Consider the following 19,169-nt stretch of genomic DNA (forward strand, 5'->3'; position numbering starts at 1 on the left):
GCGCTGAGAAGCAGCGCCGCACCGGCCCGCCGACCGGAGTCCATGTCAGTGGTTCCGCATCAGAGGTTCCTCGCGGAACCCCGGCCGGAACCGCTGCGTAGAACCCTCCGCCAGAACCTCCCCGCCTATCTCCGTGTCAGAGGTACGGGCCCGAGCGAAGCGCTCCGTGCGGCGGGTTCTCCTCGTCCTCGTGGGAGGCGCCCGGCGGAAGGGCACGGCGCATCTGTTCCAGCTGGGCGCGTGCCGCCATCTGCTGGGCGAACAGCGCCGTCTGGATACCGTGGAAAAGTCCCTCGAGCCAGCCCACCAACTGAGCCTGCGCAATCCGCAGTTCCGCTTCGGAGGGGATCGCCTCGTCGGTGAAGGGGAGCGAAAGCCGTTCCAGTTCCTCGACGAGTTCGGGCGCGAGCCCGTCCTCCAGCTCCTTGACCGAGCCGGCGTGGATCTCCTTGAGCCGCACACGGCTCGCCTCGTCCAGAGGTGCCGCCCTGACCTCCTCCAGCAGCTGCTTGATCATGCTGCCGATACGCATGACCTTCGCCGGCTGTTCCACCATCTCGGTCAACGGGACCTCCCGCGACTCATCGTCTCCGCCACTGCCGCCGAGCGCCATTCCGTCCTGTCCCACGACAAGAACGTGGGGGCTCTCCTGCGACCGTTCATTCCTCGGCATCTCCATGCCGCCATTCTCTCGCACATGTGCGTCATCACACGGTGTGCCCCCGTACGAGAGTGATCCACCCTCGTACGGGGGCACAAAAGTGCAGGCAGTGCGATCAGGAGCCGGTCACGAGCTGATCAGGACGCGATCCGGGCCGATCATGTGGCCTCGCGGCGGGACAGGGCGCCACGGGAGCGGGTCACCAGCGCCGCCAGCAGGGCCGCGCCCACGGGGACCGCGATCAGCAGGGCCGCCAGGGTCGCCCAGGGGACGAGGATCGGCACGTAAGGAAGCGAGTCACTGCCGGCGTAGCCCTGATCGAGGGCCTCCTCGTACCACTTCAGTTCCTGGCGCTTCTCGGTGAGGCGCAGTCCGATCGCCGGGAGCACTCCGGCCGCCGAACCGAGCACCACACCCATCGCCGCCACCACTCCGCACTGGAACCCGCTGAGGGTCCTGCGCACCCGGGGCGGGGCGCCGACCGCGGCCAGCGTCTTCAGATCGGCCTCGGCGTCCGCCTGGGCGAGACCTGTGGCGATCCCGGCCGCGCCGATGGTGATCAGACCGGCGAAGACCGTCAGAGCGAGCAGGATGATGCTGTTCTCGCTGGTGTAGCCCTCCTCGACGTGCAGATTGACCTCGGAGCCGGTCTTGTCGAGCTCGGCGTCCAGCTGCTGGCGCTGCTCGCTGCTCGGCATCTTGTCGGTGGAGTAGTAGGCACCGAACGGAACCGTCCGGACCCCGGCCGCCTTCGCGGTGGCGGGCGACATGATCATCGCGACGCCGTAGGACTTCTGCTGGGCGTCGGCCTGGTAGGTGGCGAAGGACTTGACCTCGCCGGGGGCCTCCTTGCCCTTCTCCTGTGCCTCGTCGGCCGCCTTCGTGTCGGTGATCAGGCGGATGCCGATCTTGCCCTTGGTGTCCACATTGCGCTTGTCGAACGAGACGATCTGCCCCGCGGCCAGTGCCTTCTCGGCAGCCGGGTCGTCGATTCCGAGGACCTGCATCAGCTTGGTGTCGCCCACGAGGAGGCCGCTGTCGGTGTAGCTGACCTCGTTGCTGGTCAGGCAGCGCCAGTCCTTGGCCAGCTTGCGCCGCTCGGCCTTGCTGAACTTCTCCGACGGATCGTCGTTCGGGTGGGCCGGATCCGTGCGCCACAGCGGGCACTGGTTGGCGAGAGGCACGATCACCTCGTACCGTCCGCAGCCCTCCCCGCCGCCGTACATCGAGCAGCCGGCCTTGCCGACCGAGACCCTGTCCACGTCCGCACGGACATCGACGGGGAGCATCTTCTGCACCGAGGCGCGGACGGACGGGACGTCCCGTCCGCCGTCCTCGTCGATCATCACGGAGACCGCGCCGTGCGGCAGCCGTGCCTCGTAGTCGGCCTTGCTCTGGGCGTCCGTGCTCGCGGCGTACGTCGCCACCGCGACCGTGCCGGCGACGGCGGCCAGCACCGCGGCGACCGCGGGAGCCGTACGGCCCCGGTTGCGCACCGCGTCCCGCAGGGCCAGACGCGGGGACAGCGGCAGGATGCGTCCCGTCCGGCCGAACAGGCCGACCAGGGCGGGGGTCAGGGCGACGATGCCCAGTTCGGCGAGGGCGCTGCCGCCCGCCACGACGATGAACTGGTCGGTCATCGTCGATCCGTAGAGCGCGATGGCCGCGCCCAGGGTGACCGCCACCAGACCGATCACCGGCAGCACCCGGCTGCTCTTGCGGACACCGCGACGGCCGGTGAGCGATGCCAGCACCGACTGACGCGAGGAGGTGATGGCGGGCACCAGCGCGGCCATGACACCGGTGAACACCGCGAGCAGTCCGATGCCGAGGAGTTCCAGCGGCCGGATGTCGAAGCTGCCGAAGCGTGCGCCCATGTAGTTCTCGAGCACGGGCCGCAGCGCGAAGGTGAGCAGCAGTCCGAGGATCGTGCCGACGACGGCCGCGGCGATGCCGATGACCAGACCGCCGGAGAGGACGATGGCACGGATATGGCGGCGGTCACCGCCGTTGGCTCCCACCAGACCGAGCTGGCGGCGCGAGCGCCGGGCGCCGACGGCGAAGGCCGGGCCTGCCAGCAGGCAGATCTCCAGCATGGCCAGACCGACGACGGTTCCCGCGGCGGCGAGGGCGGCCGCCTTGGCGGCCGTGCTCTGCTCGAAGTTGCCCCAGCCCTCCTGCTGGAACAGCGGGACCTCGGAATCGGCCGGGGGGTCGAGGGCGACGGCACGGGACTCGACCTTCACGCCCTTGGCGTTGGCCGCCTTGACCATGTTCCACGTGAAACCACCCGAGACCTTCACCAGGTACGTGGTGGACGACGACGAGCTCGGCAGACCCGTCTTCTCGAGCGCCTTGTCCAGCGGCGCGAGCAGCGCCCCGGGGAGCGCGTTGATCTGATCGGTGTCGAGCGCGTCCGGGAGTTCGTAGGCGCCCACGATCGTGTACTCGCGGTCGAGGCCGCGGGCGGTGACCTTGGAGCCGACCTTCAGGTCGCTGTTCTCCAGGAAGTGCGTGGTCGCCGCGACCTCGTCGTCCTTCTTCGGGAACCGGCCGTCCGTGACGGTCAGCATCCCCTTGACCAGGGGGTCGGACGCCTTGATCTCGCGGACCTCGGTGTTCAGCAGCCCGTGTGCCGTCCGCAGCTTGGCCCGGCCGGTCGTGTCGGGCAGCGATGTGGAGCCCGCGGGCAGCGCCTTGCTGACATCGCCCTTGCCCTCCGGGTAGGGCCGGTTGTCGAAGTTGCCCACCGGCATGTAGTTGTCGCCGTTGGGGGACTGCATGAGGGGCGACCCGCCCATACCGGGGTCGTCCAGCCGCGCGTCGGCGGCACCGAGCTTGCGCTCCATGGTCTGCGCGGTGGAGAGCTCCGCGCTGCGCAGCGTGAGGTCCGCGGCGCTCACACCGAGGATGGGCAGGGCGATCATCGCGAGGACGAGGAAGCTGCGTCCCTTGTAGCGCCAGGCGTCACGGCGGGCGATACGGATCGCGGCCCGCCAGGAGTGGTACGAGCTGTTCACAGTTCGGCCGCCTGGCCCGAGAGCAGCGAGTCGGCCTGGCTGCGGATGGTCTGGTCGACGACGGCGCCGTCACGCAGGAAGACCACGCGGTCCGCCCAGGCGGCGAAGCGCGGCTCGTGCGTGACGAGGATGCCGGCAGCGCCGGCGTCGCAGCGGGCGCGCAGCAGCGCGAGCACGGACTCGCCGGTCTCGGAGTCGAGGGCGCCGGTCGGCTCGTCGGCGAGGACGAGCCGGCGCTCGCCGACCAGGGCGCGGGCGATGGCGACGCGCTGCTGCTGGCCGCCTGACATCTCGTCGGGGAAGCGGTTGGCGAGATGTCCGAGGTCCATCTCCTCCAGGGCGGCGATGGCCTCGTTGCGGGCCTTGCGGGCGGACATGCCGTCCAGTTCGCGCGGCAGGGAGACGTTCTCGGCGGCGGTCAGCGCCGGGATGAGGTTGTAGTCCTGGAAGACGTAGCCGATGCTGCGGCGGCGCAGGGCGGCGAGCGTCTTGCGGTTGGCGGTGGTGATGTCGGTGTTCTCGACGATCACCCGTCCCGAGGTGGGGGTGTCGAGCCCGCCCGCGATGGTCAGCAGCGTGGACTTGCCGGAGCCGGACGGGCCCATGACGGCGACGAGTTCGCCGGGGAAGACGTCGAGGTTGATGCCGCGCAGGGCATGGACCTCGGTGGCGCCGCTTCCGTGGACACGGGTCAGCTCCTGCAGTTGCAGGACGGGCTGCTGTGACTGCTGTGACTGCTGTGACGTGTGTGGCTGCTGTGACATGCGATCGGACATGGGAGGGTCCCCCTTGGACGGACGGGTGAGCGGAGACTGATGGGCGTGAGGCCCGGGGTCCGGAGCGGTGCTCGGACGGCGGGGTCCAAAGCGCTGTGCTCGGACCGGTGGGATCGGGGCCCGGTAACTCCCGGGCCCCGGGGCGGAGTCGGCCCCGGCCAGGGGCCTGTCGCTAGGCCGTGGACTGCCCGGAGCGATCGGCCTGCGGGGACTGCGAGGCGGGTGCGGACTGCGTGGACTGCGCCTGCTGTCCGAGCAGCGAGGTGGCCGTCGGGCGTGAGGCTCCCCGCTCGGCCTGGGCAGAGAGCCTGATGAGCCGGACTTCGCAGTGGTCGAGCCAGCGTGCCTCGGCCTCGGTCTGGAAGATCAGCTGTTCCAGGACGAGCAGCCAGGCCACGTCGTCGCGCTCCTGCGACCCGCCGCTCTCGATGGCGGCCAGCGCCTGGGCCTTGAGCCGGGTGTAGTCCTGCATCGCCTTCACGGTGTGATGGCGCTGGGACTGGATGACGGCACGGATGTCGACGCCCGGAGCACCGATCGCCATGGCGAGCTTGATGGCCAGCTCGTCGCGCGGCGGATTGCTCCGGTCCACGGGAGTCTCGAACCAGTTGGTGAGCTCGGTGTGACCGGCCTCGGTGATGACGTACAGCGCGTGGCCGGCGTCATCCGCACCGCTCTGGGCGACCATGCCGTCGCGTTCCAGACGGTTGAGGGTCGTGTAGACCTGACCCACGTTCAGCGGCCAGGTGGAACCGGTGCGGGACTCGAACTCCGTGCGGAGCTGTGAGCCGTACCGCGGACCGTGTTCCAGGAGGGCGAGGAGCCCGTGACGGATGGACATACTCGGTATGTATACCGGGTATGCCGGTGCGCGCCAACCATCGGGAGGCGGAGCCGTTGCCTCCGTCGTAAGGATGACAAGCGCCTCAGCGACGCCTCATCCGTACGGCCAGGAAGCCGATTCCGAGGCCCATGAGAGCCATTCCGATGCCGAGGGACAGCGGCGAGATCTGCCGGGCGACGGCCTGGGGCGCGGCCTGTTCCTGCTGTTGACGTGCGGCGGCGGGCGCGAACGGGGTCGGCGGAGGCGCCGGCTGTTCCGCGTCCTCCTCGTACTCCTCCGTCCAGGGTTCCTCCTCCTCCGTGAGACGGGGCCGCGGCGGATGGTGGTGCCTGCGGGAGGGGGGCGCCGAGATGGACGGAGTCGCGGAAACGGACGCGGAACGCGTGGCGGAGGGTGTGCCGGACGGGGTGAGCGACGGCTTGGCGGAGCCGGACGGTGTGCTCGGGCTCACGCTCACCGGGGGCAGCGGCCGGCCCGGCCGGGGCCGCCCCTCGCCGGCCGGCTTGCCCGCGAGGGAGGACGACGCGGTGGGTCTGCCGGAGGGGGAGGCTTCGGGGGTCCCGGACTCGTCTGCCTGTGCCGGATGGGCGACCAGCAGCAATGAGGCGACCGCGATGGCGCACCGCGTGCGGAGCCTTGGAGTCACCGGGTGACCCCCTCCCGTGCCGAACCGCTGTGTTGATGGACTCAGCGTCACATGACGTACCAAGGACGGCATCTCGGGCACCGGCCGTACGGGTCATCGGCCGCGGCACACGAACGGCCCGGCACGCGTCGTGCGTACCGGGCCGTGTCGGAAGAGGAAGCGGAACAGAAGACGAGGTCAGCCGGACTTGCCCGTGGAGATCTTCAGCTCGAACTCCTGGCTACCCGGCAGGACGGCAGAGCCCTGGCTCGGGTACTGCTCGATCACGGCGTCCTTGGGCCACTGGGGGTTGTCCTCCGTCTTGACGGTCCACGTCCACTTGGCCGCCCGCAGACAGTCCTTGACGGACAGCACGTCCTTGTAACGGAGGTCGGGGACCACAACCTTCTTGGGGTCCTGGCCGTCCTCCGTCGCCTCGGAGCACTTGGTGGCCTCGATGGTCCGCGACCGGTCCGGCGGGACCTCACCGCCCTGCTGGGAGGTGCTCGAACTCGGGTCCCCGCCGGTGTTGTCGTCCTTCCCGTTGTCCTTCATCGAGATCGCCGCGATCAGACCGCCGATCGCCAGCAGCGCGACCGCGATCGCACCGATGATCACCGGCATGTTCCGCTTGCCGCCGCTGCCGCCGCCCGGGCCGGTCGTGGCCGTCTGCGGGGACATCGTGTACGGAGGCGGCGTCGAGGCCAGGGGCCCCGCCGTCTGGTACGCCGGAGCGGGAGTCTGCGGATAGCCGTACTGCGGAGCCGGGGTCGGGGCGGGCGCCGGGGTCGGCGGGCCGTACGGGCTCGGCTGGTACGGCGTCTGCACGCTGTGCGGCGGCGGCGCCGACTGGTCGAGCGGCGGGAAGACGGCCGAGCCGACACCCGAGCCGCTCGCGGCCGGGGCGCCACCGACGATCACCGGGGCGCCCGTCTGTCCGGCACCCATCACCCGTGCGCACTCGTCGCGCATCGCGGCCGCGTTCGGGAACCGCTCGTTCGGGTTCTTCTTGAGCGCACGGGCGACGAGGGCGTCCATCGCCGGTGTGACGGAGCGGTTGATCGAGGACGGAGCGACCGGCTCCTCCTGGACATGCGCGTACGCGATGGCCAGCGGGGAGTCGGCGTCGAACGGGAGCCGTCCGGTCAGCAGCTGGAAGAGCATGATGCCGACGGAGTACAGATCGGAGCGGGCGTCCACGCCGCGACCCAGCGCCTGCTCCGGCGACAGGTACTGCGGGGTGCCGACGACCATGCCGGTCTGCGTCATCGAGGTGACGCCCGACTGCATGGCGCGCGCGATGCCGAAGTCCATCACCTTGACGACGCCGCGCTTGGTCATCATCACGTTGCCGGGCTTGATGTCCCGGTGCACCAGGCTCATTTCGTGGCTGGTCTCCAGTGCGGCCAGCACATCGGCCGTCACCTTGAGCGCCTTCTCGGCCGGCATCGCGCCGTACTGCTGGACGTCCGCCTGAAGGACGGACCCGAGGGGCCGGCCCTCGACGTACTCCATGACGATGTACGGCATCAGCGAGCCGTCGAGCTCGTCCTCGCCGGTGTCGAAGACGGAGACGATGTTGGGGTGCGACAGCTTGGCGACGGCCTGGGCCTCGCGGCGGAAGCGCTCACGGAAGGACTGCTCGCGCCCGAGCTCGGTGTGCAGCGTCTTGATGGCGACCTGGCGGTCCAGCGCCGAGTCGTACGCCAGATAGACGGAGGCCATACCGCCCTCGCCGAGCAGGTCGCGAAGCTGATACCGGCCACCCGCCACGGACCCACCCGCATAGCGGCCCTGCGCGCCGTCCTGGCTCATGACTGTGCTTCCCCCTCGGCGCGAACACCTGACGGCCCGCGATGGCCCGCGTCGCCGCGTGATCCGTGATGCATGGCGTGATCCCTATTACGGGGCAAGTCTGCCCGAGGGGTCCGACACGTCAAGCCGGGTGCCCGTTCCGTGACCGTACGCACAAGAAGAGTCTCGGACTCGTTACAGGAAAAGCATGGAATTTGCGCCGTCGGACCGGCAGCGGCTTTGATGGCCGGTCCATCTCGAGCAGGCGCGTCTCGCGGAGGCTGTAGCGTGAGGCGGCACAAGCACCCTGAGGACGACAGCGATTCCCGCACGCACCCCCAAGCACGCGGACAGACACGACGGCGAGGAATGATGGCACCCGAACCCGAAGCAGGCGGCGGCGTGCCGGATGCGGCGGACTCCTGGGGCACCGGCGGACTGGTCGGTGACGGCCGGTACCGGCTCACGCACCGCCTCGGTCGCGGCGGCATGGCCGAAGTCTACGCGGCGGAGGACGTACGGCTCGGTCGGACCGTCGCGGTGAAACTGCTGCGCGCCGACCTCGCCGAGGACCCTGTCTCCAAGGCCCGCTTCACCCGCGAGGCACAGTCGGTCGCGGGCCTCAACCACCATGCGATCGTGGCCGTTTACGACTCCGGCGAGGACGTCGTGGGCGGTCAGTCCGTGCCGTACATCGTCATGGAGCTGGTCGAGGGCCGCACGATCCGGGATCTGCTGCTGAACGCCGAGGCCCCGCCGCCCGAGCAGGCCCTGATCATCGTCTCCGGCGTCCTCGAAGCACTCGCGTACTCCCACCAGCACGGCATCGTGCACCGTGACATCAAGCCCGCGAACGTCATCATCACCAACTCGGGTGCGGTGAAGGTGATGGACTTCGGCATCGCGCGCGCCCTGCACGGGGCGTCGACGACGATGACGCAGACCGGCATGGTGATGGGCACGCCGCAGTACCTGTCTCCCGAGCAGGCACTGGGCAAGGCCGTCGACCACCGCTCCGACCTCTACGCGACGGGCTGTCTCCTCTACGAACTCCTCGCGCTGCGGCCCCCCTTCACCGGGGAGACCCCGCTCTCGGTGGTCTACCAGCACGTCCAGGACATCCCGGCCCCGCCGTCCGAGGTCTCGGACGTGGTGCCGCCGGAGCTCGACGGCATGGTGATGCGCTCGCTCGCGAAGGACCCGGACGACCGGTTCCAGAGCGCGGAGGAGATGCGCGGCCTGGTGCAGTACTCGCTCCAGATGCTTCAGCAGCAGGGCAGCCACAACGGCAGCTGGAACACCGGGCCGGTCCTGCTGAACGACGGCGGGCCGACGCCCGCCATGGGCACCACCGGGCCGACCGCCGTGCACCACCCCGTGCACGGCGATACCTCGCAGGGTCCGCTCCTGCCTCCGCCGAACCCGAACGACGGCGCGTACGACGGTCATCGGCCGGGCGGCCGCAAGGGCCGCAGCAAGGCATGGCTGCTGGCCGTGCTCGCCGTGGTGGCCATCGCGGCCGGTATCGCCTTCGCCCTGAACAAGGCGGGCGACACGGGCGGCACCCCCTCCGACAAGACGTCGGTCTCCGAGACGCCCACGACGCCGGACGAGTCGCCGACGCCGACCGAGGAGGAGACCCAGCCGACGGAGGAGCCGGACAACAGCACCGGCGGCAACCAGGAGCCGACCCAGGAGCCGACGTACACCCGGCCGGTCACGCCGAGCGATCCGCAGACGTCGGCGGGTCCCACCGACCAGCCGACGGAACCGACGGACCAGCCGACCGAGCCCACGGATCAGCCGACCGAGCCGACGGACCCGCCCACGGATCCGCCGACGGGCGGCACCAACGAGGGTGCCAACGGTGATCCGGGCGACCCGGGCGGCACCGAGGGCGGCTGACGTCGGGCGGGGTGCTCCAGGGCACCCGGTGTTCGGCGCCGAGTCCGGCACGATCCACAGGCCCTAGGCCGTGAAAGCGTCCCGGACCGCCTCGTATTCGCTCGTCCACCAGACCGCCAGGGCCGACACCGCGGGAAACTGCGGGTCGGCCCTTCGGTCGTTCAGCTGGTAGCGCCACCGCAGTATCCAGAAGTCGTTGAGCCGCTCCCACCACACCCGGTGCACCGCCGCCGCGAGCTCCGCCGCGTCCGCGCCGGCGGCCCGGCGGTAGGCCCGGGCGTAGGCGCGCACCTTCGGCAGCTCCAGTTCGCCCGCCGGCTGGACGAAGAAGATCGCCGCCGCCCGTACGGCCTCCTCGGCGCGCGGCTGCACGCCCAGCCGGTCCCAGTCGACGATCGCGGCGGGCTCGGCACCCCGGTAGAGCAGGTTCAGCGGGTGGAAGTCGCCGTGCACCCAGCCGCCCGCGGAGCCCGGCGGCGGTCTGCGCCCGGCGTGGCGTTCCAGGAGCCCCCGGCGCTGGACGAGCCGGTGCTCGGCGAGGGCGTCGAAGCTGTCGTGGGGCCGGGCCGACCGTGCCAGGGACAGCAGTTCGTCGATGAGCGCGAAGGTCTCCTCGGGGTCGGCGCTCTCGTACTCGCCGAGTTCTGTGTGGTCGACTTCCATGACCTGGTCGAGGCAGGTGTGGACGAGCCCCAGGAGGGAGCCGAGCCGGCGGGACTGGGCCGTCGTGAGGTGGGCGCCGTCGCGGTGGCGGCCGTCGACCCAGGGGTGCAGGGCGTAACAGCGCCCGCCGATCACGGCGACCGTGCCGCCCTCGGCGTCCTCGACGGGCGGGGCGACCGGAACGCCGAGCGCCTGGAGACGCTTGGTCGCCCGGTGCTGGCGGGCGATGGCCTCGCGGTCGCCGTCGAGGTGGTGCTTGAGGAAGTAGGCGCCGCGGGTGGTGGACAGCCGGTAGCCGCGGTTGAGGAGGCCCAGGGTGACCGGCTCGCAGGACAGTGGTTCGCCCGGGTCCTCGTAGCGGCGCAGAAGCGGACCGAGGGGTGGGGCGGTTGCAGATGAGCGCGGCACCCGCCAGATGTTAGATCACGCAGCGTGTCGGGTGGGACGCTCTTCGAGATAGTCCATCGTGTGCACGCTCACGAACCGGGGTTCGATCCGCAGATAGACGGGATCGAACGCCTCGCCGTTCATGTGGTGCGGCTGCTCCCCGAAGAGCCGCAGCACCTCCTCGGACGGCTGGACCACCACCGCCGTACCGCTGAACTGCACGGACCAGCGGACCGCCGCACCGGAGTTGAGGTTGTCCGCGCCGTAGGCCACCACGCTGCCGCTGCACGCGCTGTGGTAGCCGAAACCGCGGTGAATCCGCAGGAGGACGCTGCCGTCCACCACGATGTGCCGGGCCGGCGCGACGAACGGCATGGCCCGCATGCTCGTCGCCACGCGGCCGTAGGGCACGCGGCCGAGCAGTTCGACCGCTCGGGCTTCCTCGGTGGACATGACTCCACTCTCCGTGACGGACGCCCCGCCCGAAAGGGCCCGGCGTCCTCGGCCCGCAGGGGCGGAGGTCCCGGCGGCGAGGGCCGGAACGGGTCAGCCCGGACGGGTGAGGCGGGGCGTCAGCGGTACTCGCGCTCCGCCTGCATCCGGGCCACGTAGGCGGCGGCCTGCGAACGCCGCTCCATGCCCAGTTTGGACAGCAGACTGGAGACGTAGTTCTTGATGGTCTTCTCGGCGAGGTGCAGCCGCTCGCCGATGACCCGGTTGGTCAGTCCCTCGCCGATCAGGTCCAGGATCCTGCGTTCCTGCTCCGTCAGGGCCGCCAGCTTCTCGTCGCTCTTCGGGCTGTCGCCGCCGCGCAGCCGCTCCAGCACCCGCGCGGTCGCCACGGGGTCGAGCAGCGACCGGCCGGCGGCCACGTCCCGTACCGCCGTCAACAACTCGTTCCCGCGGATCGCCTTCAGTACGTATCCCGACGCGCCGGCCATGATCGCGTCGAAAAGTGCCTCGTCGTCGGAGAACGAGGTGAGCATCAGACATGTGATGTGCTCATCGGCGGAACGCACTTCGCGGCACACCTCGACACCGCTGCCGTCGGGCAGCCGTACATCGAGAACGGCGACATCCGGGCTGGTCGCAGGGATTCTGACCAGGGCATCTGCCGCCGTGCCCGCCTCTCCGACGACCTCGATGTCCTCCTCGCCGGCCAGCAGTTCACGGACTCCGCGGCGCACGACCTCATGGTCGTCGAGAAGAAATACGGTGATTTTTCCGTCTTCGGGCACGAAAGCAGTCTCACACATCTACTCTTCCCGTGCCCGGGGTGCCCGGGATAACGTGCCCGTGTTCCGGCGGCCTGCAAGGCTGTGACCAGTGGTTGTTCCCGTATTTCGCGATTTACTTGGATATCCAAGCAAAATCGCAGGTCAAATGGGGTTTCGCAGTAATGCGGCCCACTGGGTAACGTGCCTTTGGCAGGGCGCTCGCCGGGGCACCTGTCACGCCTGTTCCCGGCTGCGTCGCACCCACCCCGTGCACGGGTACTGGAATCAGGCGAGCCGCACTGGTTTACCCGGCGAACCCGGGGGCCGGACCGACGGAGGAGCACGCACGTGACCGTGGAGAGCACTGCCGCGCGCAAACCGCGACGCAGCAGCAAGCGCGTCAGCGCCGCGAAGAAGCCACAGGGCTCGGAGCCCCAGCTCGTACAGCTGCTGACGCCCGAGGGCGAGCGGATCGAGCACCCCGAGTACAGCATCGATCTGACGCCCGAGGAGCTGCGCGGCCTGTACCGCGACATGGTTCTCACGCGCCGCTTCGACGCCGAGGCCACCTCCCTGCAGAGGCAGGGAGAGCTCGGGCTGTGGGCATCCCTGCTGGGCCAGGAGGCCGCACAGATCGGATCGGGCCGCGCGCTGCGCGACGACGACTACGTCTTCCCGACCTACCGCGAGCACGGCGTCGCCTGGTGCCGCGGTGTCGACCCCACCAATCTGCTCGGCATGTTCCGCGGTGTGAACCACGGCGGGTGGGACCCCAACACCAACAACTTCCACCTGTACACGATCGTCATCGGCTCGCAGACGCTGCACGCCACCGGCTACGCGATGGGCGTGGCCAAGGACGGTGCCGACTCGGCCGTGATCGCGTACTTCGGTGACGGCGCGTCCAGCCAGGGCGACGTCGCGGAATCGTTCACCTTCTCCGCGGTCTACAACGCTCCCGTGGTGTTCTTCTGCCAGAACAACCAGTGGGCGATCTCGGAGCCGACCGAGAAGCAGACCCGGGTGCCGCTCTACCAGCGCGCCCAGGGCTTCGGCTTCCCCGGCATCCGCGTCGACGGCAACGACGTGCTCGCCTGCCTGGCCGTGACCCGGTCCGCGCTGGAGCGCGCCCGCCGCGGCGAGGGCCCGACGCTGGTCGAGGCGTTCACCTACCGGATGGGCGCGCACACCACCTCGGACGACCCGACGAAGTACCGGGCCGACGAGGAGCGCCAGGCGTGGGAGGCGAAGGACCCGATCCTGCGGCTCCGTACGTACCTGGAGAACGCCGTTCTCGACAAGGCCGAGGCCGAAGCCTTCTTCACCTCCCTGGAGGAGGAGAGCGAGACGCTCGGCAAGCGGGTCCGTGAGGCGGTGCGGGCCATGCCCGACCCGGACGACCTGGCGATCTTCGAGAATGTCTACGCAGACGGGCACGCCCTCGTCGACGAGGAGCGCGCCCAGTTCCTCGCGTACCAGGCGTCCTTCGCCGAGGAGGGCAACTGATCATGGCCGCCACCAAACTTCCCCTCGCCAAGGCGATCAACGAATCGCTGCGCAAGGCCCTGGAGACCGACCCCAAGGTCCTGATCATGGGTGAGGACGTCGGCAAGCTCGGCGGCGTCTTCCGCGTCACCGACGGACTGCAGAAGGACTTCGGTGAGGAGCGGGTGATCGACACCCCGCTCGCCGAGTCCGGCATCGTCGGCACGGCGATCGGTCTCGCCCTGCGCGGCTACCGGCCCGTCGTGGAGATCCAGTTCGACGGCTTCGTCTTCCCGGCCTACGACCAGATCGTCACGCAGCTCGCGAAGATGCACGCCCGCGCGCTCGGCAAGATCAAGATGCCGGTCGTCATCCGCATTCCGTACGGCGGCGGCATCGGCGCGGTCGAGCACCACTCCGAGTCCCCCGAGGCGCTCTTCGCCCACGTGGCCGGCCTCAAGGTGATCTCGCCGTCGAACTCCTCCGACGCGTACTGGATGATGCAGCAGGCCATCCAGAGCGACGACCCGGTCATCTTCTTCGAGCCCAAGCGCCGCTACTGGGACAAGAGCGAGGTCGACACCGAGGCGATCCCCGGACCGCTCCACACCGCCCGTGTCCTGCGGCCCGGCACCGACCTCACGCTGGCCGCGTACGGCCCGATGGTGAAGGTCTGCGTCGAGGCCGCGGCCGCCGCGGAGGAGGAGGGCAAGTCCATCGAGGTCCTGGACCTGCGCTCGATGTCTCCCATCGACTTCGACACCATCCAGACGTCGGTCGAGAAGACCCGCCGGCTGGTCGTGGTGCACGAGGCCCCCGTCTTCTACGGCTCCGGCGCGGAGATCGCCGCTCGTATCACCGAGCGGTGCTTCTACCACCTGGAGGCTCCGGTGCTCAGGGTCGGCGGGTTCCATGCGCCGTATCCGCCGGCGCGGCTCGAGGAGGAGTACCTTCCGGGTCTTGACCGGGTGCTGGACGCCGTCGACCGCTCGCTCGCGTACTGAGGAGTGCCGTGACCATGACTCAAGACACTTCGCTTCGCTTCCGCGAGTTCAAGATGCCCGACGTGGGCGAGGGACTCACCGAGGCGGAGATCCTCAAGTGGTACGTGCAGCCCGGCGACACGGTGACCGACGGCCAGGTGGTGTGCGAGGTCGAGACGGCGAAGGCGGCCGTCGAACTGCCCATCCCGTACGACGGGATCGTGCACGCCCTGCGCTTCGAGGAGGGCACGACGGTCGACGTCGGCACCTCGATCATCACGATCGACGTGGCGCCCGGCGGCGGTGAAGCGGACGACCAGCCCGAGGCACAGACCAAGGCCGCGCCGGTCGCGCCCGCCGCCGAGGAGGAGGCTCCCAAGGGACGTCAGCCGGTCCTCGTCGGCTACGGCGTCGCCGAGACCTCCTCCAAGCGCCGCCCGCGCAAGCCGGGCGCCGGGCAGGGCGTACCGGCCCAGCCCGCCGCCGAGGGCGCGGGCTCGCACCAGCCGCAGGCCGCGCCGCCGCAGAGCCCCGCCGCCGCGATCCAGGCCGAGATGAACGGGCACGGCGGCACCACCGCACTGCCCCGGCCGCTGGCCAAGCCCCCGGTCCGCAAGCTCGCCAAGGACCTGGGCATCGACCTGGCGACGGTCACCCCGACCGGACCGGACGGCATCATCACCCGGGAGGACGTCCACGCGGCGGCCGCCCCGGCGGCTGCGCCCGCGCAGGCCCCGGCGCCCGCTCCGGCCCCCGAGCCCGTGGCCGCCGCCGCGGTGCCCGCGCCGGTCGCGGCCGGTGCGCGGGAGACGCGCATCCCGATCAAGGGCGTGCGCAAGGCCACCGCGTCCGCGATGGTCGGCAGCGCGTTCACGGCGCCGCACGTCACGGAGTTCATCACCCTCGACGTGACGCGGACCATGAAGCTCGTCGACGAACTCAAGGCCGACAAGGACATGGCCGGGCTGCGGGTCAACCCGCTGCTGCTGATCGCCAAGGCGCTGCTGGTCGCGATCAAGCGCAACCCCGGGGTCAACGCCGCCTGGGACGAGGCCAACCAGGAGATCGTCCAGAAGCACTACGTGAATCTGGGCATCGCGGCGGCCACCCCGCGCGGACTGATCGTGCCGAACATCAAGGACGCGCACGACAAGACCCTGCCCGAACTGGCGCAGGCGCTCGGCGAGCTGGTCGCCACCGCCCGTGAGGGGAAGACCACCCCGGCGGCGATGCAGGGCGGCACGGTGACCATCACCAACGTCGGCGTCTTCGGCGTCGACACCGGTACGCCGATCCTCAACCCCGGCGAGTCCGCGATCCTGGCGGTCGGTGCGATCAAGCTCCAGCCGTGGGTCCACAAGGGCAAGGTCAAGCCCCGTCAGGTCACCACGCTCGCGCTCTCCTTCGACCACCGTCTGGTCGACGGTGAGCTGGGCTCCAAGATGCTCGCGGATGTCGCGGCGGTCCTGGAGAACCCGAAGCGGCTGATCACCTGGGCCTGACCGGCCCGTACCGGCCCTGACCGGTGCTGAACGACGAGGTCCCGTGACGCTGTGCGTCACGGGACCTCGTTCGGTTCACCGGTGGGTCCGGTGGATCAGTCGCGCTGCGCGCCGGCCGGGAGCGAGCGCACCTTCATCGTCTTGGCGGTGGTGGAGCCGAAGCCGAAGTCCAGCAGCTTCGCCGCGTCCTTGGTGCGCTCGGCGACGCTGGAGCTGCCGAGGACGACGCCGACGTAGGTCTTGGTGCCGCGGGTGGCGGCGAAGACGAGGCAGGGTCCGGCAGCCGTGCCGGTGCCGGTCTTCACACCGATGGCGCCGCTGTACGAGCCGAGCAGGGTGTTGGTGTTGTACCAGGTGTACGTGCGGGTGCCGCCGGTGCTCGTCGTCGCGGTGGTCTTGTACGACGTCGCCTTGACCACATCACGGAAGATGGAGCTGCTCACCGCGTGGCGGGCGAGCTTCGCCAGGTCCCACGGGGTGGTGTAGTTGTTGCCCTTGGCGGAGATGCCGTCGAACGAGTCGAACTTGGTGTTCACCAGGCCCAGCTGCTTGGCCTTGGCGTTCATCTTGCCGATGAACGAGCTGGTGCGGGCGGCGGTCGTCGTCCCGGTGCCGAAGGTGTCGGCGAGGGCGTACGCGGCGTCGCAGCCGGACGGCAGCATCATGGCGGAGAGCAGCTGGCGGACCGTCAGCTTGTCGCCGGTGCGCAGGTCCGCGGTGCTCGCGCCCTGCTTGACAACGTAGTCGCGGTACACCTGCTTGACGGTGACCTTCTTGTTGAGGTCCACGCCCTTGATCGTGAGAACCGTGATGGCGGTCACGAGCTTCGTGGTGCTCGCCATCTGGCGGCGGGTGTTGTTGGCCTTGCCGTAGATCGGCTTGGCGTCGAGCTGGTCGAGCAGGAAACCGCCCTTGGCGGTGATGGACGGGATCGGCTGCGCGGCTTGCGCGGGTGCGGCGAGAGGTGAAGCCGTCAGCAGCAGACCGCTCGCGAGAGCGAGCGTGGCTGCTCTGCGCAGGCCCTTGTGGCTCGATATCACAGAAAACGCTCCGAGTTCGCAAATGCGTCTAAACAAGTCCGAAGGGGACACGGCGAAAAGAGGGTCCCGTTACGAGACGCGTGACCGGGCCCGAAGGATGTAGTCCTGTGTGCATCTTGTCGGACTTTTTTGGCTGTGCTTGACGGTGCTCACCCGTCCCGGCTGTCCGTCCTGCATCGTGGACATGGCTTTCTGATGCACCTGTCTTGTATCTAAGCTGTGCGCATGCCTGCCGCAGCCCCCGCCGCCGACCGCGTCTACACCCACGTCAAGCAGGCAGTCCTCGACCGCCGTTACGAGGGCGGGACGCTTCTCACCGAGGGTGAACTGGCCGACGCCGTAGGGGTGTCCCGCACGCCCGTCCGTGAGGCCCTCCTCAAGCTGGAGGTCGAAGGGCTGATCAAGCTCTACCCGAAGAAGGGCGCCCTCGTCCTCGCCGTCTCCGCGCAGGAGATCGCCGACGTCGTGGAGACCCGGCTGCTCGTCGAGGAGCACGCAGCCCGCAAGGCCGTGCCCGCCCCGCCGCAGCTGCTCGCCCGTCTGGAAGAGCTCCTGGAGCAGCAGAAACGGCAGGTCCAGGAGGGCGACTTGGCGGCGGTCGCCGTCACCGACCGGTGCTTCCACGCCGAGATCGTCCGCAGCGGCGGCAACGAGATCCTGTCCCGCCTCTACGACCAACTCCGCGACCGGCAGCTGCGGATGGGCGTCGCCGTGATGCACGCGCACCCCGACCGGATCACCAAGAACGTCGCCGAGCACAGCGAGATCCTGGAAGCCCTGCGCGCCGCCGACCCGGACCGGGCCGCGGCCCTCGTCCACCGGCACGTCGGCTGGTTCAGCAACCTGGCGCGGGGCGAGGTCCGATGACGACCCACGCCGCCCTGCCGGGAGACCCTCCGGGCGGCCGCCGGGCCGCCGCCGTGTGGGGCATCGGCGTCGCCGTCTACTTCGTCGCCGTCATCTTCCGGACCTCCCTCGGCGTCGCCGGCCTCGACGCCGCCGACCGCTTCGACGTCAACGCCTCGGCGCTGTCCACCTTCTCCATACTCCAGCTGCTGGTCTACGCCGGGATGCAGATACCCGTCGGCCTGATGGTCGACCGGCTCGGCACCAAGAAGGTCCTGACCCTCGGCGTCGTGCTGTTCACCGTCGGACAGCTCGGCTTCGCGCTGGCCCCTTCGTACGGCACGGCGCTCGCCGCCCGCGCACTGCTCGGCTGCGGCGACGCGATGACCTTCATCAGTGTGCTGCGGCTCGGCAGCCGCTGGTTCCCCGCCCGGCGCGGACCCCTCATCGGACAGGTCGCCGCGCTCTTCGGGATGGCGGGCAACCTCGTCTCCACCCTCGTCATCGCCCGCATGCTGCACGGCATGGGCTGGACCGCCACCTTCGCGGGCAGCGCCGGGGCCGGTGTGCTGGTCCTCGTCCTGATGCTGGTCTTCCTCAAGGACCACCCCGAGGGCCACGAACCGCCGCCCGCGCAGCACGCGGGAGCCGCGTTCGTCCGCAAACAGATCGCCCTGTCCTGGCGCGAGCCCGGCACCCGGCTCGGTATGTGGGTGCATTTCACCACCCAGTTCCCCGCCATGGTGTTCCTGCTGCTGTGGGGGATGCCCTTCCTGGTAGAGGCCCAGGGGCTGTCCCGGGAGACGGCCGGCTCGCTGCTGACCCTGGTCGTGCTCTCCAACATGGCGGTGGGGCTGGTGTACGGGCAGATCATCGCCCGCCACCACGCGGCGCGTGCGCCGCTCGCGCTCGGCACCGTCGGCGCGACCGCGCTTCTGTGGGCGGCGACACTCGTCCACCCCGGCGACCACGCCCCGATGTGGCTGCTGATCACGCTGTGCGCCGTGCTCGGCGCCTGCGGGCCCGCGTCGATGATCGGCTTCGACTTCGCCCGGCCGGCCAACCCGCCCCAGCGGCAGGGCACGGCGTCCGGGATCGTCAACATGGGCGGCTTCGTGGCGTCGATGACGACACTGCTCGCCGTGGGCGTCCTGCTGGACGCGACCGGTGACAACTACCGGATCGCGTTCTCCTCGGTGTTCGTGCTGGAAGCGCTGGGGATCACCCAGATCCTGCGCCTGCGGGCCCGCACGGCGCGCCGGGAGCGGGAGCGGCTGGTGGCGAGCCGGGTGGAGGCGGTGCACGTCCCGGCGTAGGGACCACGCCGGGCTGCGCGCCGCGGGCGCCGGGCGCACCGGTTCGGACCGCACCGTCTCGGACCGCCGGCCCAGGGCGGACCGGCGCGGCAACCGGGGGCTTTC

General features: G+C 70.1%; 16 protein-coding genes. 6 read left to right on the forward strand and 10 right to left on the reverse strand.

Annotated features, from left to right (window positions below; translation table 11 throughout):
- Positions 1-136: 136 nt before the first annotated feature.
- From ACFWU3_RS04550 to ACFWU3_RS04575, 6 genes are all read right to left on the reverse strand, one after another.
- A complete protein-coding gene (locus ACFWU3_RS04550) occupies positions 137-679 on the reverse strand; it encodes a bacterial proteasome activator family protein (protein WP_352206441.1) in 543 nt (180 codons plus the stop codon).
- A gap of 140 nt (positions 680-819) precedes the next feature.
- Positions 820-3,681: an FtsX-like permease family protein gene (locus ACFWU3_RS04555; protein WP_384431043.1), complete on the reverse strand. Its 2,862-nt coding sequence runs from the start codon at positions 3,679-3,681 to the stop codon at positions 820-822.
- Positions 3,678-4,445: an ABC transporter ATP-binding protein gene (locus tag ACFWU3_RS04560; RefSeq protein WP_384431045.1), complete on the reverse strand. Its 768-nt coding sequence runs from the start codon at positions 4,443-4,445 to the stop codon at positions 3,678-3,680. The genes ACFWU3_RS04555 and ACFWU3_RS04560 overlap by 4 nt, the downstream gene beginning before the upstream one ends.
- A 184-nt stretch (positions 4,446-4,629) precedes the next feature.
- Positions 4,630-5,298, reverse strand: coding sequence for a PadR family transcriptional regulator (locus tag ACFWU3_RS04565; protein WP_384431048.1), 669 nt, complete (start codon positions 5,296-5,298; stop codon positions 4,630-4,632).
- An 85-nt stretch (positions 5,299-5,383) separates the two neighbouring features.
- Positions 5,384-5,947 carry a hypothetical protein gene (locus ACFWU3_RS04570; protein WP_384431051.1) on the reverse strand — a complete coding sequence of 188 codons (564 nt, stop codon included), beginning with the start codon at positions 5,945-5,947 and terminating at the stop codon, positions 5,384-5,386.
- A gap of 177 nt (positions 5,948-6,124) precedes the next feature.
- The gene (locus ACFWU3_RS04575) at positions 6,125-7,741 is read right to left on the reverse strand and encodes a protein kinase (RefSeq protein WP_384431054.1); all 1,617 of its coding nucleotides are present in this window, start codon (positions 7,739-7,741) and stop codon (positions 6,125-6,127) included.
- A gap of 351 nt (positions 7,742-8,092) precedes the next feature.
- On the opposite strand from ACFWU3_RS04575, the gene ACFWU3_RS04580 reads away from it, so the two are divergent.
- Complete coding sequence (locus tag ACFWU3_RS04580) at positions 8,093-9,625, forward strand: protein kinase (RefSeq protein ID WP_384431057.1); 1,533 nt, start codon at positions 8,093-8,095, stop codon at positions 9,623-9,625.
- Between the two features lie 63 nt (positions 9,626-9,688).
- Here ACFWU3_RS04580 and ACFWU3_RS04585 read toward each other — a convergent pair whose 3' ends face one another.
- From ACFWU3_RS04585 to ACFWU3_RS04595, 3 genes are all read right to left on the reverse strand, one after another.
- A complete protein-coding gene (locus ACFWU3_RS04585) occupies positions 9,689-10,696 on the reverse strand; it encodes a phosphotransferase (protein ID WP_384431060.1) in 1,008 nt (335 codons plus the stop codon).
- A 15-nt stretch (positions 10,697-10,711) separates the two neighbouring features.
- Complete coding sequence (locus ACFWU3_RS04590) at positions 10,712-11,128, reverse strand: pyridoxamine 5'-phosphate oxidase family protein (protein ID WP_384431063.1); 417 nt, start codon at positions 11,126-11,128, stop codon at positions 10,712-10,714.
- A 119-nt stretch (positions 11,129-11,247) separates the two neighbouring features.
- Positions 11,248-11,913: a response regulator gene (locus tag ACFWU3_RS04595; RefSeq protein WP_384431066.1), complete on the reverse strand. Its 666-nt coding sequence runs from the start codon at positions 11,911-11,913 to the stop codon at positions 11,248-11,250.
- Positions 11,914-12,240: 327 nt separating this feature from the next.
- On the opposite strand from ACFWU3_RS04595, the gene pdhA reads away from it, so the two are divergent.
- From pdhA to ACFWU3_RS04610, 3 genes are read left to right on the forward strand one after another with little or no spacing between them, the layout of a single operon-like run.
- Entirely contained in the window at positions 12,241-13,398 is a 1,158-nt protein-coding gene (gene pdhA / locus ACFWU3_RS04600) for a pyruvate dehydrogenase (acetyl-transferring) E1 component subunit alpha (protein WP_384431069.1), read from the forward strand.
- Between the two features lie 2 nt (positions 13,399-13,400).
- Positions 13,401-14,381 (forward strand): alpha-ketoacid dehydrogenase subunit beta, encoded by a 981-nt coding sequence (locus tag ACFWU3_RS04605; RefSeq protein ID WP_384431071.1) that lies wholly within the window; start codon positions 13,401-13,403, stop codon positions 14,379-14,381.
- A 14-nt stretch (positions 14,382-14,395) separates the two neighbouring features.
- Positions 14,396-15,862: a dihydrolipoamide acetyltransferase family protein gene (locus ACFWU3_RS04610; RefSeq protein WP_384431074.1), complete on the forward strand. Its 1,467-nt coding sequence runs from the start codon at positions 14,396-14,398 to the stop codon at positions 15,860-15,862.
- A gap of 95 nt (positions 15,863-15,957) precedes the next feature.
- Here ACFWU3_RS04610 and ACFWU3_RS04615 read toward each other — a convergent pair whose 3' ends face one another.
- On the reverse strand, positions 15,958-16,881 hold the full coding sequence (locus ACFWU3_RS04615) for a D-alanyl-D-alanine carboxypeptidase family protein (RefSeq protein WP_384431690.1): 924 nt from the start codon (positions 16,879-16,881) through the stop codon (positions 15,958-15,960).
- Between the two features lie 246 nt (positions 16,882-17,127).
- On the opposite strand from ACFWU3_RS04615, the gene ACFWU3_RS04620 reads away from it, so the two are divergent.
- The gene (locus ACFWU3_RS04620) at positions 17,128-17,769 is read left to right on the forward strand and encodes a GntR family transcriptional regulator (RefSeq protein ID WP_384431077.1); all 642 of its coding nucleotides are present in this window, start codon (positions 17,128-17,130) and stop codon (positions 17,767-17,769) included.
- Positions 17,766-19,064, forward strand: a complete 1,299-nt coding sequence (locus tag ACFWU3_RS04625; RefSeq protein WP_313945237.1) for an MFS transporter — start codon at positions 17,766-17,768, stop codon at positions 19,062-19,064. The genes ACFWU3_RS04620 and ACFWU3_RS04625 overlap by 4 nt, the downstream gene beginning before the upstream one ends.
- Positions 19,065-19,169 lie beyond the last annotated feature (105 nt).

The sequence above is a fragment of the Streptomyces sp. NPDC058685 genome, assembly GCF_042714725.1.
Classification (GTDB): Bacteria; Actinomycetota; Actinomycetes; order Streptomycetales; family Streptomycetaceae; genus Streptomyces.